The sequence below is a fragment of the Streptomyces roseofulvus genome, from assembly GCF_039534915.1.
In the GTDB taxonomy this organism is placed as follows: Bacteria; Actinomycetota; Actinomycetes; order Streptomycetales; family Streptomycetaceae; genus Streptomyces; species Streptomyces roseofulvus.
In genome coordinates, this window is sequence record NZ_BAAAWE010000001.1 from 6,451,466 (window position 1) to 6,464,557 (window position 13,092).

Consider the following 13,092-nt stretch of genomic DNA (forward strand, 5'->3'; position numbering starts at 1 on the left):
CGCCGGCCGACGGGAGGAGTCCGAGGTGACGTCGCTGCTCGATGCCGTCGTCGTGGGGGCGGGGCCCAACGGTCTGACGGCCGCCGTCGAACTGGCCCGGCGCGGCCACTCCGTGGCCGTCTTCGAGGCCAAGGACACCGTCGGCGGCGGAGCCCGTACCGAGGAGCTCACCCTCCCCGGCTTCCGCCACGACCCCTGCTCCGCCGTCCATCCGCTCGGCGCCGGCTCGCCCGTCTTCCGGACCATGCCGCTCGACCGGTACGGCCTGGAATGGCTGCACCACGACCTGCCCATGGCCCACCCGTGGGACGACGGCACGGCCGCCGTCCTGTCCCGTTCGGTCGCCGAGACCGCCGCCTCCCTCGGGCCGCGCGACGCCGGCACGTACCGCCGGCTCGTCACCCCCTTCCTCGGCCGGTGGGAGACCCTCTTCCGGGACTTCATGCAGCTGCCGCTGACCGCGCTGCCCCGCGACCCGGTCGGTCTCGCCCGCTTCGGCCTCGCCGGACTGCCGCCCTCCACCTGGCTGCTGCGCCGCTTCCGCGACGAGAAGGCCCGCGGCCTCCTCGCCGGCATGGTCGGGCACGTCATCGCCCCCCTCGACGGCTTCGCCACCTCCGCCGTCGGCCTCGTCTTCGCGCTCGCCGCGCACGCCGTCGGCTGGCCCGTGCCCCGGGGCGGCTCCCAGGCGATCCCGGACGCCCTCACCGCGTACCTCACCGAGCTCGGCGGCACCGTCCACACCGGCTTCGAGGTCAAGCGCCTCGACGACCTGCCGCCCGCCCGCGCCTACCTCTTCGACACCTCGCCCACCGCCCTCGCCCGCATCACCGGCTTCGGCGCCCACCACTACGCCCACTACAGGTACGGCGCCTCCGCCTTCAAGATCGACTACGCCCTGGACGGCCCCGTGCCCTGGACCGCCGAGGCCGCCCGCCGGGCCGGCACCGTCCAGGTCGGGCCCACCGCCGGCGAGATCGACACCGCGCTGCGCCAGGCGTCCTCCGGCACCGCCCCCGACGTGCCGTTCCTCATCACCTCCCAGCCCAGCCTCGTCGACCCCAGCCGGGCCCCCGAGGGCAAGCACGTCTTCTGGGCGTACGGGCACGTGCCCAACGGCTGGCGCGGCGACCTCACCGACGCCATCGAGCGGCAGATCGAGCGCTTCGCCCCCGGCTTCCGCGACCGGATCCTCGCCCGGGCCACCGCCGGACCGCCCGAACTCGCCGCCCGCAACGCCAACTACATCGGCGGCGACATCGCCTGCGGCGCCGCCCGCGGCCTCCAGCTCGTCCTGCGCCCCACCCTCTCCCCGTGGCCGTACCGCACCCCCCACCCCTCGGTCTTCCTCTGCTCCGCCGCCACCCCGCCCGGCCCCGGCGTCCACGGCATGTCGGGGCACAACGCGGCCAAGGCCGTCTGGCGCCACCTCAGGAACCTGGACGGCCGCGGAACCTAGACTCGGGCCATGGCGAAGTACATCGACGTGCACCCCGCGAACCCCCAGCCGCGCATCATCGACGGCGTGGCCGACTCGATCCGCAAGGGCGGGCTGATCGCCTACCCCACCGACTCCTGCTACGCCCTCGGCAGCCGCATCGGCAACCACGACGGGCTCCAGCGCATCCGGGAGATCCGCCGCCTCGACGACCGGCACCACTTCACCCTCATGTGCGCGGACTTCGCCCAGCTCGGCCAGCTCGTGCACATCGACAACCGGGTCTTCCGCGCCGTCAAGGCCGCCGTCCCCGGCGCGTACACCTTCATCCTGCCGGGCACCAAGGAGGTGCCCCGCCAGCTCCTCCACCCGAAGAAGAAGACGGTCGGCGTCCGCATCCCCGACCACACCGTCACCCAGGCGCTGCTCGCCTCACTCGGCGAACCCCTGCTCTCCAGCACCCTGCTGCTGCCCGACGAGGAGGAGCCGCTGACCCAGGGCTGGGAGATCAAGGAGCGGCTCGACCACCAGGTCGACGCCGTCCTCGACTCCGGCGACTGCGGCACCGTCCCCACCACCGTCGTCGACTTCTCCGGCGGCGACCCCGAGATCGTCCGCGTCGGCGCCGGGGACCCCACCCGCTTCGAGTGACCGGAAGGGCCCCCGCGCCAGGTGGCCCTTACGCGCCCGCAGGCGATCACCGTACGGTCGGACGGGTGAACCACCGTTCACCCCGACCGCCGGAGGCCACCGCGTGATCGTCATCGCCCATGTCAGCGACATCCACATCGACACGGAGGAGCGGGCCGCCGCGCGCACCCGCGCCGTCCTGCGCCACCTGGAGGACCTGCCGTACGACCTCGCGGCCGTCCTCGTCTCCGGCGACATCGCCGACCACGGCGCCCCCGCCGAGTACGACCGCGCCCGCGCACTCCTCGCCGGCCGTCACCCGCTGGTCGTCTGCCCCGGCAACCACGACGACCGCGCCGCCTTCCGGGCCGGGCTCGGGCCGCTGCTCCACGAGGACGGCGACCCGGCGCCCACCGCCCCCGTCGACCAGGTGCTGCGCGGCGACGGTTTCGTCCTCGCCGTCTGCGACTCCTCCATCCCCGGCAAGCACGACGGCCACCTGGAGGACGGCACCCTGGAGCGGCTGGACCGGGTCCTCACCGACACCCCGCGCGACACCCCCGTCCTCGTCGCCTTCCACCACCCGCCGGTGCCGCTGCACACCCCGTACGTGGACGAGATCCGCCAGTTCGGCGAGGACCGGCTCGCCGCGCTCGCCGACCGCCACCCCCACCTCACCGCCTTCCTGGCCGGCCACGCCCACACCGCAGCCGCCACCACCTTCGCCGGCCGCCCCCTGCTCGTCGCCCCCGGCACCGTCTCCACGATCCGGTTGCCCTGGGAGCACCCCGGCCCGGACAGCCCGCACGTCCACCTGGACACCCCGCCGGGGGTCGCCTTCCACGTCCTCGGCGACGACGGACGCCTCACCACCCACTACCGGACGGTGCCCGTCGCCGACTGAACGTCCATGTCGCTTTTCTGCCAGCCGGGCGCCCGCCGATCCCCGATCCTGGATCCATGCACACCGAGACCGAGCGCTGCGTGAGGGCCGTCCAGTCCAAGGACGCCCGCTTCGACGGCGTCTTCTTCACCGCCGTCCGCACCACTCGGATCTACTGCCGGCCGAGCTGTCCGGCGGTCCCGCCCAAGCCCGAGAACATGGAGTTCCACCCCAGCGCCGCCGCCTGCCAGCGGGCCGGCTTCCGGGCCTGCAAGCGGTGCCGCCCCGACACCAGCCCCGGCTCCCCGGAGTGGAACGTGCGCGCCGACGCCGTCGCCCGCGCGATGCGGCTCATCCAGGACGGGGTGGTGGACCGGGAGGGCGTGCCGGGGCTCGCCCGGCGGCTCGGCTGGTCCACCCGGCAGGTCGAGCGCCAGCTCCTCGCCGAGCTGGGCGCCGGCCCGCTCGCCCTGGCCCGCGCCCAGCGCGCGCAGACCGCCCGCACCCTCGTCGAGACCACCGGGCTGCCCTTCGGCGAGATCGCCTTCGCCGCCGGCTTCTCCTCGATCCGCTCCTTCAACGACACCGTCCGCCAGGTCTTCGCGCTCACCCCCGGCGAACTGCGGGCCCGGGCCGCCCGGCCCGCCGCGCCGCACACCCCCGGCGTGATCAGCCTCCGGCTGCCCTTCCGGGCCCCGCTCGAACCGTCCAACCTCTTCGGCCACCTCGCCGCCACCGCCGTCCCCGGCGTCGAGGAGTGGCGCGACGGCGCCTACCGGCGCACCCTGGCCCTCCCGTACGGGCACGGCATCGTCGCCCTCGCCCCGCGCCCCGACCACATCGCCTGCCGGCTCTCGCTCACCGACCCCCGCGACCTCACCCACGCCATCAGCCGCTGCCGCCGCCTCCTCGACCTCGACGCCGACCCCGTCGCCGTCGACGACCGGCTCCGCGCCGATCCGCTGCTCGCCCCGCTCGTCGACAAGGCGCCCGGGCGCCGGGTCCCCGGCACCGTCGACCCGGCCGAGTTCGCCGTCCGGGCCGTCCTCGGCCAGCAGGTCTCCACGGCCGCCGCCCGCACCCACGCGGCCCGGCTCGTCACCGCCCACGGCGTCCCCGTCGACGACCCCGAGGGCGGCCTCACCCACCTCTTCCCCACCCCCGAGGCGCTCTCCGGGCTCGACCCCGAGACCCTCGCCCTGCCCCGCAGCCGGCGCACCACCCTGCTCACCCTGGTCCGGGCCCTCGCCGACGGCGAGCTGGCCCTCGGCCCCGACACGGACCGCGCCGAGACCCGCGCCCGGCTGCTCGCCCTGCCCGGCTTCGGCCCCTGGACCACCGAGGTCATCGCCATGCGGGCGCTCGGCGACCCCGACGCCTTCCTCCCCGGCGACCTCGGCGTCCGCCGCGCCGCCGAGGGCCTGGGCCTGCCCGGCAGCCCCGCAGCCCTCACCGTCCGCTCCGCCCACTGGGCGCCGTGGCGCGCCTACGCCGTCCAGTACCTGTGGGCGACCGACGCCCACCCGATCAACCACCTCCCCGCGTAAGGACGTTCCGCCATGCCCCGCACCGCCGCGTCCCGCACGGTCGTGCACACGGTCGTGGACAGCCCCTACGAGCCGCTGACCCTGGTGGCCGTCGACGGCGTCCTCAGCCGCGTCCACATGACCGGCCAGCGCCACCGCCCGCCCGAGGAGACCTTCGGCGCACCCGATCCGCGCCCCTTCGGCGAGGCGATCCGCCAGCTCGACGCCTACTTCGCGGGCGAGCTCACCGACTTCGACCTGCCGCTCCACCTGGAGGGCACGCCGTTCCAGCTGCGCGTCTGGGAGCAGCTCCGGCTCATCCCGTACGGGGAGACCCGCACGTACGGCGAGCTCGCCGAGGCCCTCGGCAACCCGGGCGCCTCCCGTGCGGTCGGCCTCGCCAACGGCAAGAACCCGGTCAGCGTCATCGTCCCCTGCCACCGCGTCATCGGCTCCGGCGGCAGCCTCACCGGCTACGGCGGCGGCCTCGACCGCAAGCAGCGGCTGCTCGCCTTCGAGTCGGGCGCCGCCGCCCCGGACGCGCTCTTCTGACTAGCGCAGCCGCTCCAGGAGGGCCGGCAGGGCCGTGCCGATCGGTTCGCGCACGACCTCGGCGGCCAGCGCGTCGTACGGGGTCGGCTCGGCGTTCACGATGATCAGCCGGGCTCCGTGCTCGGCCGCGATCCCGGCCAGCGAGGCCGCCGGCTGCACCTGGAGGCTCGTGCCGACCGCGAGGAACACCTCGGCCGCCTTGGCGACCGACATCGCGTCGCCGAGCACCACCGGGTCGAGCCGCTGCCCGAACATCACCGTCGCCGGCTTCAGGATCCCGCCGCAGGCCCGGCACGCCGGATCGGGCTCGCCCGCCGCCAGCCGCTCCAGCGCCTCCGCCATCGGCGAGCGGGCATGGCAGGCCGTGCACACCACCGACCGTACGGTGCCGTGCAGTTCGAGGACCTTCCGGTCCGGCACCCCGGCCGCCTGGTGCAGCCCGTCCACATTCTGAGTGATCACCCGCAGCGCGTGGCCGCCCGTCCGCTCGAACGCCGCGATCGCCCGGTGCGCCGCGTTCGGCTCCGCCGTCAGCACGGGCGTGTCCCGCCGCATCAGCCACGACCGGCGGCGGACCTCCGGGTCGGCCATGTACGGCCCGTAGGTGACCAGCCGTTCGGCCTCCGGGTCCCGCCGCCACAGCCCGTTCGGCCCCCGGTAGTCCGGGATGCCCGAGTCCGTGGAGATACCGGCACCGCTGAGGATCGCGACCATCGTCATGGCGGGAGGGTAGGCACCGCGGACCGGCTCCCGCGACCGGGTTTCCCGGTGCTAGGTTCCGCTCATGGCCAAGGTGAACATCGCGCTCGACGCGGAACTCGTCGTGGAAGTCATGGTCCTGGCAGGCGTCGGCAGCCCGCAGGACGCCGTGGAGGCGGTCGTCCGCGACTACATCGCGCGCGGCCACCGCACGGAGGCCCGGACCGCCACCCGCGACGAGGCGAACCGCACGGGCGAGATGCTGCCGCCCGAACCCCCGCAGGGATGACGGCACCGGACCCCGACCGGCGTGCCCGGCTGCTCCTCGGCGGCTGCTTCGGCGTCGTCATCGGCGGGATCGTGCTCGCGGCCGTCGCGATGCTGCTGATGTCCGTGGCGATCACGGGCTTCTACGACCGCGACGGCCACGACTCCGAGCCCGTCCCCACACCCTCCATGTGACGAGCCGTCAGTTGGCGGCGGGGAGGCCGTTCTCCAGCTCCACCGGACCGTGCCCGCCGGCCAGCACGTCCAGCGCGGCGAGCACCCGCAGGCCCAGGCTGCCCGGCAGGTGCGCGGTCACCTCGGAGGGCTCGATCAGCTTCCAGGAGAGCAACTCCTCCTCCTGGAGCCGGATCTCCGCGAACCGCTCCTCGGACAGCACCCCGCCGTCGTACACGTACGCCACGATCGGCGGCCGGAGCGTGCTCTGCACCCAGTCCACCGTGAGCAGCGGCCCCAGCGGCACGTCCAGGCCGATCTCCTCCGCGGTCTCGCGGCGGGCCGCCTGCCGGGGCGTCTCGCCCGTGTCGGACTCGATCGTGCCGCCGGGCAGGGCCCAGCCCTCGCGGTAGTTCGGCTCCACGACGAGGACCCGGCCCCGGGCGTCCCGGAAGAGCGCGGCGGCACCGGCGAGCACCTTGGGGAGGCCGGCGATGTACGTGGCGTAGTCGGTGACGGTCACGGTGCCAGCGTAGCCAGCCGCAGCGTCCGCGCGGCGAGTTCGCCGATCCCGGCGCCGTCGAAGCCGTACACCGCGCTGCGCACCCGGTCGCGCAGCGGCGCCGACCACTGCGGCGGGATCGCCGCCGCCCCGCACAGCACCCCGGCCACCGATCCGGCCGTCGCCCCGTTGGAGTCCGTGTCCAGGCCGCCGCGGACGGTCAGCGCGATCGTGCGGGTGAAGTCGCCCTCGCCGTGGAGCAGCCCGGCCGTGAGCACGGCCGCGTTGGGCACGACGTGGATCCACCCCAGGCCGGCCGTGCGCTCCGCCATCTCGTCGAGCGTCCGCGACCAGCCGAGCCCCGCCTCGTACAGCGCGATCGTCTCGCGCACGGTCCGGGCCAGCCGGCAGCCCGGCGGCACCACCTCCAGGGCCGCGACCAGGGCGGAGCGGGCGTCGGGCGCGGTGAAGGCGGCGGCGACCAGGGCGGCCGCCCACATCGCCCCGTACACCCCGTTCCCGGTGTGCGAGACCACCGCGTCCCGGCGGGCCAGGCCGGCCGCCCTGCGCGGGTCGCCCGGGCTCGTCCAGCCGTAGACGTCCGCCCTGATCAGCGCCCCGATCCACTCCTGGTAGGGGTTGTCGTACGTGGCGGTCAGCGGCGGTCTCAGCCCGTTGGCGAGGTTCCGGTACGCGGCCCGCTCGGCGGTGTACGTCTGGAGGTACGGCAGCCGCAGCAGCCACAGCTCGCCCACCTGCTCGGTGGTGAAGCCGAAGCCGTGCGTCTCCAGCAGGTGCAGCCCGAGCAGGGTGTAGTCGACGTCGTCGTCCCGGCAGCTCTCCCGGATCCCGCCGCGCACGCACGCCGGCCACTCGGGCCGCAGCTCGAAGCCCTGCGCGCCGTCCGGCGGGGGCGGCAGGTAGTCGGTGAGGGGCAGCGCGCCGGTGAGCCGCAGATAGGCGTCGATCCGCTCCCGCGTCCAGTGCTCGCCCTGCTCGACCGGCTTGCCGAGCATGTTCCCGGCGATCCGCCCGGTCCAGCCGCCGAGGATCCGGTCGGCGAGGTCCGGTCCGGCGGGCGCCGGCCGGGGCGCCGTGCCGGCCGTCACGCCCCTCCCTCCCGCGGCGGCTCGCCGCCCTCCGCGTCGGCGCGGGAGCGGGCCGCGCGGCGCAGCCGGTGGTGCCGGGCCGTGCCGCCCTGCTCGGTCATCGCCTCGCCGACCAGGGCCCGTACCGCGTCCCGCATCCCGTGCAGGGCGTGGTGCCGGGCCGGGCCCGCGCCCGGGTCCTCCCGCAGCTCGCGTACCAGCGCCCAGCACAGCAGCAGCATGACCACCACGAAGGGCAGCGCCACCAGGATCGTCGCCGTCTGGAGCGAGTTCAGGCCGCCCACCACCAGCAGCACCGCCGCCACGGCCGCCATGAGCACGCCCCAGGTCACCACCAGCCAGGTCGGCGGGTGCAGCGAGCCCCGGCTGGTCAGCGAGCCCATGACGAGGGAGGCCGAGTCGGCGCTGGTCACGAAGTACGTCATCACCAGGAGCATCGCGATGACCGAGGTGACCGTGCCCAGCGGCAGCGCCTCCAGCATCGCGAAGAGCGAGGCCTCCGCCCCGTCCTTCACGGCGGTCGCCAGATCGGCCTCGCCGGTGGACTCCAGCCGGATGGCCGTGCCGCCCATCACGCAGAACCAGACCACCGTCGCCCCCGACGGCACGAGCAGCACGCCCACCAGGAACTCGCGGATCGTCCGGCCGCGCGAGATCCGGGCGATGAAGGTGCCGACGAACGGCGCCCAGGACAGCCACCACGCCCAGTAGAAGATCGTCCAGGCGCCCAGCCACGCGCGGTCGGTGAAGGCGCCGGTGCGGCTCGCCATCGGCAGCAGCTGGTGGAGGTAGCCGCCGACCGAGGCCGGGATGGTGTCCAGGATGTAGACCGTCGGTCCGAGCAGGAAGACGAAGAGCGCCAGGCAGGCGGCGAGCACGATGTTCAGCGTCGACAGCCACTTGACGCCCTTGTGCAGGCCCGAGAAGGCCGACAGGACGAACGCCGCCGACAGCGAGGCGATGATGATCAGCTGGGTGGCCGTCGAGTCCTCGACGCCCATCGTGAGGTCGAGTCCCTCGGAGACCTGGAGCGCGCCCAGGCCGAGGCTGGTGGCCGTGCCGAAGACGGTCGCGAAGACGGCGAGCAGGTCGATCGCCCTGCCCTGCCAGGAGGCGGCCCGGCGGGCGCCGAGGAGCGGGACGAAAGCGCTGCTCAGCCGGTTGCCGCGGCCCTTGCGGAAGCCCGCGTACGCCAGGGCCAGACCGGCGATGCCGTAGATCGCCCACGGGGTCAGCGTCCAGTGGAAGAAGGAGTACTCCATCGCCGTCCGGGCCGCCGCACCCGTGCCCGCCGGGCCGCCGCCCGGCGGCGGGTCCAGGAAGTGCTGGAGCGGCTCCCCGACGCCGTAGAACATCAGGCCGATGCCCATGCCGGCGCTGAACATCATCGCGACCCACGCCAGGTTGGTGAACTCCGGCTCGGAGTCGTCCGCGCCCAGCCGGATCCGGCCGAAGCGGCTCATCGCGAGCACCACGCACAGCACCAGGAAGGCGTCCGCGCCGACCACGAACAGCCACGCGAAGTTGTCCAGGACCCAGGAGAGGGCGGCGGAGGAGGCGCTGTCGAAGGATTCCTTGCCGAGTGCCGCCCAGGCGACCACCCCGACGACGGCGGCCACGCCGATCCCGATGACCTGCGCGTCGGGCGCGTGCCGTTCCGGTACGTGATCCGGGGAGGGTCCCTCGTTCATATCCGTGCTCATGTGAGCCCACTATGGTCGGACATTTCGCTTCATCCGGGGGTGGCACGCCGTCTGGCCGTACGGATAGGGTCGGCCCTGGCGCGACTGCCTGTTCGAAAGCAAGGGATGCAAGGTGACGGACGGAGCAGCAACTCAGGTCGCTCACGTGCTGGTGGCGGCCGACAAGTTCAAGGGCTCGCTCACGGCCGTACAGGTCGCGGAGCGGGTCACGGCGGGGCTCCGGAAGGTCGTCCCCGGCCTCTCGGTCGAGGCCCTGCCCGTCGCCGACGGCGGCGACGGCACCGTCGCGGCGGCCGTCGCGGCCGGATTCGAGCGGCGCGAGGTACGGGTCACCGGACCGGTCGGCGACCCCGTCACCGCCGCGTTCGCGCTGCGCGACACCACCGCGGTCGTCGAGATGGCGGAGGCGTCGGGGCTCCAGCTCCTCCCGCCCGGCACGTTCGCCCCGCTGACCGCCACGACGTACGGCTCCGGCGAGCTGCTGCGGGCCGCGCTCGACGCGGGCGCGACCACCATCGTCTTCGGCGTCGGCGGCAGCGCCACCACCGACGGCGGCGCGGGCATGCTCGCCGCGCTCGGCGCGGTCTTCCTCGACGCGGACGGCCGGCCGGTCGGCCCGGGCGGCGCGGCCCTCGCGGAGCTGGCCTCCGCCGACCTGACCGCCCTCGACCCGCGCTTCGACGGCGTCGAGTTCATCCTGGCCAGCGACGTCGACAACCCGCTGACCGGTCCCAAGGGCGCGCCCGCCGTCTACGGCCCGCAGAAGGGCGCCACGCCCGAGGACGTCGAGACCCTCGACGCGGCCCTCGCGCACTACGCCCAGGTCCTGGAGCGGGCGATCGGCCCGAAGGCCACCGAGCTCGCCGCCTCCCCGGGCGCGGGCGGCGCGGGCGGCATCGGCTACGGCGCGCTCCTCCTCGGCGCGAGCTTCCGCCCCGGCATCGCGCTGATGCTGGAGGTCCTCGGCTTCGCCCCCGCGCTGGAGCGCGCGACCCTCGTCATCACCGGCGAGGGCTCGCTCGACGCGCAGACCCTCCACGGCAAGGCCCCCGCGGGCGTCGCGGCGGCGGCCCGCGCGGCCGGCAAGGAGGTCGTCGCGGTCTGCGGCCGCCTGGCCCTCCCGCCCGAGACCCTCGGCGCGGCCGGCATCCGCCGCGCCTACCCCCTCTCCGCCCTGGAGCCCGACCCCGCCAAGTCCATCCCGAACGCGGGCCCCCTCCTGGAGGAGGTCGCCTCCCACATCGCCCGCGACTTCCTGGCGTAGCGGGTACGGGCCGGGCGTCCCGTGACGTCCGGCCCGCGCGGCCGTCAGCCCGCGTCGACCGTCCGGTCCGGCGCGCCGGTCGACGGGTCCAGAGTGATCCGTGTCGTACCGTCGCTGCCGGTGACCAGGAGGGCGTCCGGGCCGTCCCAGGCGACCGCGACGAAGCCCGACCGCTCGCCGTACGTGGCCACCGGATGGCTCCGGGCGGTGAGACCCGAGCCGGAGACCACCGTCACGCGCCACAGCGGGTCGATGAGCGCGGCGCCCGTGTCCACCGTCACGTACCGCTCCGCACCGCCCGGCGCGGCCCAGCGCTCCGACTCCTCCCAGCCGGGGGAGAGGAAGCCGCCGAGGACCACCCGCAGGAACACCAGCAGGACGGCCGCCGCCGCGCACACGGCGAACAGCCCCTCACGCGCCCACCCCCGCCTGCCGGCCAGCCGGACGCCCACCGCGCACAGCACCGCCATGGCGAGCCAGTACGGCCACGGGGCCCCGAACACGGCCAGCAGCACCACCAGCCGCGTCGACTCCGCCACCGGCGACCCCAGCGCCTGGACCACCGGAGCCAGCAGCCCCACGGCGATCAGCACCTTCCCGAGGGTCGTCCGCCGTGGTGTCGTACGCGTGTTCGTCGTCATGGTCACGGGGGAATCCTGCCAGGTCACCCGGGTGCGCGTACGTACTCGGCCGAGGAGTCTCCGTTGAAGCTGTACAGGGTCGCCCGGCGGCCGGACTCGTCGACATACAGGCTCCTGCCGTTCGGGAAGTCCAACTGGACCAGGTCCGGCTCGTCGAGGATGCCCACCCTCCAGGTCCCCCGGCGTGGCGCCCCGATGTCCGACGGGGTCTCGACGAGCTCGAACGTCTCGTCCTCGCGCAGCGTCAGGCGCCCCTCGCCGCCCTCCTCGGTCCAGACGCCGACGACGTCGGCGGTCTCCAGGTAGCGCGGACCGTCGGTGGCGACGCTGTACAGCGTCCCCAGCACGGCCAGCACGAAAATGGCGAGGAACACCGACGGGACCACCACCACCCAGGCGGGCACGGGCGTCCTCCCGGAACCGGGCGGCTCCGGCGGGGCCAAGGACAGCGAAGGCTCGGGCGTCATCCGCTCACCCTGACGCAGTCAGCCGGAACGCGTCCAGTGCCAAGGTCATCTCCGTGAGGTCCCGCGGCCGGGACAGCGACCGGGACGTCAACTGCTCGAGCCGCCGCAGCCGGTTGAAGACCGTGTTGCGGTGGCAGTAGAGGCGGCCCGCCGCCCGGCCCGCCGACCCCTCGCACTCCAGCCACGCGTCCAGCGTCTCCAGCAGCACCGCCCGGTCCGCCGGGTCCAGTTCGAGGAGGCCGCCGAGGACGTCCGTGACGAGGAGGTCCGCCAGGTCCGGCTGGCCCACGATCAGCGCGCCGGTCATGCGGCGGTCCAGCCGGACGACCTGGCGGGAACCGGGCGGGCAGGTGCGCAGGGCCAGTTCGGCGAGGCGGCGGGCGCGGCCCAGTTCGGTGAGGCCCGTGACGACCGGGCTGATGCCGCCCGGGCCCGGCGCCCGCCCGTCGAGGAGCTCCGCCAGCGCGTCGAGGTCCGTGCCGTCGGCCAGCGCCACCACCCCGATCTCGCAGTCGGCCCGCATCCGCCACAGGAACCGCAGCCCCTCCGCCCGCACCTGCCGGTGGAAGGGTTCCCGCTCCTCGCGCCGGTCGGGCCGCAGCACCACCACCGCGTACCGCCCCTGCTCCGGCAGGTCCAGGCCCGCCGCGGCCCGCGCCACCATCTCCGGCGCCCGCTGCCCCTGCAACAGCGCGTCCAGCAGCGCCTGCAGCTGTTCGTCCGTGCGGCGCCGCAGCTCCGCCTCGGTGGCCCGGTACGCCTCCGAGGCGCGGTCCGCCTGCGCGTCCACCGCCGACCAGACCGTCGTCGCCGACTGCATCAGCGCCGCCAGCTGGGCCGCGTCCGGGCCCGCGCCCTCGATCAGCGCGTCCCACACCAGGTGCCCGGCGTGCCGGTACGCGTGCACCACCAGCTCCAGCGGCAGGCCCTGTTCGGCCCGCCGGCGGCCCAGCAGCTCCGCGTGCTCCAGGTCCCGCCGGGGCGAGTGCCGGGGCGCCGAGATCATCTCGATCCCGATCCGCATCGCCTCCTGAGCCTCCTGCCAGTGCTGGTCGTAGGGCACGATCCGCCCGTAGGCGGGCTCGTACGCGTGCAGCTCCGTCAGATGCTCGTCCACCAGTTCCGGCACCCGCTCCAGAAGCGCCGTGCACGCCCGCGCGAGCACCTTCCAGTCGTCACCGGTCCGCCGTCTGCGCCGTCCCATGCCGGGAGCATCCACCGCCCCGGGCCCCACGGC

15 protein-coding genes are annotated in these 13,092 nt (G+C 74.9%); 8 read left to right on the plus strand and 7 right to left on the minus strand.

The annotated features are described in order from the left end of the window. Positions 1-25 precede the first annotated feature (25 nt). The 5 genes from ABFY03_RS29680 to ABFY03_RS29700 all read left to right on the plus strand — a co-directional run bounded on the left by ABFY03_RS29680 (position 26) and on the right by ABFY03_RS29700 (position 5,029). Positions 26-1,459 carry a phytoene desaturase family protein gene (locus ABFY03_RS29680; protein WP_319013348.1) on the plus strand — a complete coding sequence of 478 codons (1,434 nt, stop codon included), beginning with the start codon at positions 26-28 and terminating at the stop codon, positions 1,457-1,459. 9 nt (positions 1,460-1,468) lie between these two features. Beyond that, on the plus strand, positions 1,469-2,089 hold the full coding sequence (locus tag ABFY03_RS29685; protein ID WP_319013347.1) for an L-threonylcarbamoyladenylate synthase: 621 nt from the start codon (positions 1,469-1,471) through the stop codon (positions 2,087-2,089). A gap of 103 nt (positions 2,090-2,192) precedes the next feature. Further along, positions 2,193-2,972, plus strand: a complete 780-nt coding sequence (locus ABFY03_RS29690) for a metallophosphoesterase (protein WP_319013346.1) — start codon at positions 2,193-2,195, stop codon at positions 2,970-2,972. Between the two features lie 56 nt (positions 2,973-3,028). Continuing rightward, positions 3,029-4,498 (plus strand): AlkA N-terminal domain-containing protein, encoded by a 1,470-nt coding sequence (locus ABFY03_RS29695; RefSeq protein ID WP_319013345.1) that lies wholly within the window; start codon positions 3,029-3,031, stop codon positions 4,496-4,498. A gap of 12 nt (positions 4,499-4,510) precedes the next feature. Continuing rightward, positions 4,511-5,029 carry a methylated-DNA--[protein]-cysteine S-methyltransferase gene (locus ABFY03_RS29700; protein WP_319013344.1) on the plus strand — a complete coding sequence of 173 codons (519 nt, stop codon included), beginning with the start codon at positions 4,511-4,513 and terminating at the stop codon, positions 5,027-5,029. Here the strand turns inward: ABFY03_RS29700 and ABFY03_RS29705 are convergent, their stop codons facing one another. Beyond that, entirely contained in the window at positions 5,030-5,749 is a 720-nt protein-coding gene (locus ABFY03_RS29705) for an SIR2 family NAD-dependent protein deacylase (RefSeq protein WP_319013343.1), read from the minus strand. It abuts the gene before it with no gap. 64 nt (positions 5,750-5,813) lie between these two features. Here ABFY03_RS29705 and ABFY03_RS29710 point away from each other — a divergent pair, with 64 nt between their 5' ends. Together ABFY03_RS29710 and ABFY03_RS29715 are read left to right on the plus strand one after the other, a co-directional pair. Next, positions 5,814-6,017 carry a type II toxin-antitoxin system VapB family antitoxin gene (locus ABFY03_RS29710; protein ID WP_030497067.1) on the plus strand — a complete coding sequence of 68 codons (204 nt, stop codon included), beginning with the start codon at positions 5,814-5,816 and terminating at the stop codon, positions 6,015-6,017. Next, complete coding sequence (locus ABFY03_RS29715; protein ID WP_319013342.1) at positions 6,014-6,190, plus strand: hypothetical protein; 177 nt, start codon at positions 6,014-6,016, stop codon at positions 6,188-6,190. Before ABFY03_RS29710 ends, ABFY03_RS29715 begins: the two co-directional genes overlap by 4 nt. 7 nt (positions 6,191-6,197) lie before the next feature. On the opposite strand, the gene ABFY03_RS29720 is transcribed toward ABFY03_RS29715, so the two are convergent. From ABFY03_RS29720 to ABFY03_RS29730, 3 genes are read right to left on the minus strand one after another with little or no spacing between them, the layout of a single operon-like run. Next, complete coding sequence (locus tag ABFY03_RS29720; protein ID WP_319013341.1) at positions 6,198-6,692, minus strand: NUDIX hydrolase; 495 nt, start codon at positions 6,690-6,692, stop codon at positions 6,198-6,200. Then, positions 6,689-7,780 carry an ADP-ribosylglycohydrolase family protein gene (locus ABFY03_RS29725; RefSeq protein WP_346171240.1) on the minus strand — a complete coding sequence of 364 codons (1,092 nt, stop codon included), beginning with the start codon at positions 7,778-7,780 and terminating at the stop codon, positions 6,689-6,691. The genes ABFY03_RS29720 and ABFY03_RS29725 overlap by 4 nt, the downstream gene beginning before the upstream one ends. Beyond that, entirely contained in the window at positions 7,777-9,483 is a 1,707-nt protein-coding gene (locus ABFY03_RS29730; RefSeq protein WP_319013339.1) for a BCCT family transporter, read from the minus strand. The genes ABFY03_RS29725 and ABFY03_RS29730 overlap by 4 nt, the downstream gene beginning before the upstream one ends. Before the next feature lie 112 nt (positions 9,484-9,595). Here ABFY03_RS29730 and ABFY03_RS29735 point away from each other — a divergent pair, with 112 nt between their 5' ends. Next, entirely contained in the window at positions 9,596-10,747 is a 1,152-nt protein-coding gene (locus ABFY03_RS29735) for a glycerate kinase (RefSeq protein WP_346171241.1), read from the plus strand. 44 nt (positions 10,748-10,791) lie between these two features. On the opposite strand, the gene ABFY03_RS29740 is transcribed toward ABFY03_RS29735, so the two are convergent. From ABFY03_RS29740 to ABFY03_RS29750, 3 genes are all read right to left on the minus strand, one after another. Continuing rightward, complete coding sequence (locus ABFY03_RS29740; protein ID WP_346171242.1) at positions 10,792-11,388, minus strand: hypothetical protein; 597 nt, start codon at positions 11,386-11,388, stop codon at positions 10,792-10,794. Between the two features lie 23 nt (positions 11,389-11,411). Then, positions 11,412-11,792: a hypothetical protein gene (locus tag ABFY03_RS29745; protein WP_346171243.1), complete on the minus strand. Its 381-nt coding sequence runs from the start codon at positions 11,790-11,792 to the stop codon at positions 11,412-11,414. A gap of 67 nt (positions 11,793-11,859) precedes the next feature. Further along, positions 11,860-13,059: a PucR family transcriptional regulator gene (locus tag ABFY03_RS29750; protein ID WP_319013335.1), complete on the minus strand. Its 1,200-nt coding sequence runs from the start codon at positions 13,057-13,059 to the stop codon at positions 11,860-11,862. Positions 13,060-13,092: the final 33 nt, after the last annotated feature.

Excerpts from the sequence above, each read along its gene's own strand:
- ABFY03_RS29685 (WP_319013347.1), top strand. The coding sequence starts at position 1,469 with ATGGCGAAGTACATCGACGTGCACCCCGCGAACCCCCAGCCGCGCATC.
- ABFY03_RS29730 (WP_319013339.1), bottom strand. The coding sequence starts at position 9,483 with ATGAGCACGGATATGAACGAGGGACCCTCCCCGGATCACGTACCGGAA.
- ABFY03_RS29705 (WP_319013343.1), bottom strand. The coding sequence starts at position 5,749 with ATGACGATGGTCGCGATCCTCAGCGGTGCCGGTATCTCCACGGACTCG.
- ABFY03_RS29740 (WP_346171242.1), bottom strand. The coding sequence starts at position 11,388 with ATGACGACGAACACGCGTACGACACCACGGCGGACGACCCTCGGGAAG.
- ABFY03_RS29715 (WP_319013342.1), top strand. The coding sequence starts at position 6,014 with ATGACGGCACCGGACCCCGACCGGCGTGCCCGGCTGCTCCTCGGCGGC.
- ABFY03_RS29695 (WP_319013345.1), top strand. The coding sequence starts at position 3,029 with ATGCACACCGAGACCGAGCGCTGCGTGAGGGCCGTCCAGTCCAAGGAC.
- ABFY03_RS29750 (WP_319013335.1), bottom strand. The coding sequence starts at position 13,059 with ATGGGACGGCGCAGACGGCGGACCGGTGACGACTGGAAGGTGCTCGCG.
- ABFY03_RS29710 (WP_030497067.1), top strand. The coding sequence starts at position 5,814 with ATGGCCAAGGTGAACATCGCGCTCGACGCGGAACTCGTCGTGGAAGTC.
- ABFY03_RS29700 (WP_319013344.1), top strand. The coding sequence starts at position 4,511 with ATGCCCCGCACCGCCGCGTCCCGCACGGTCGTGCACACGGTCGTGGAC.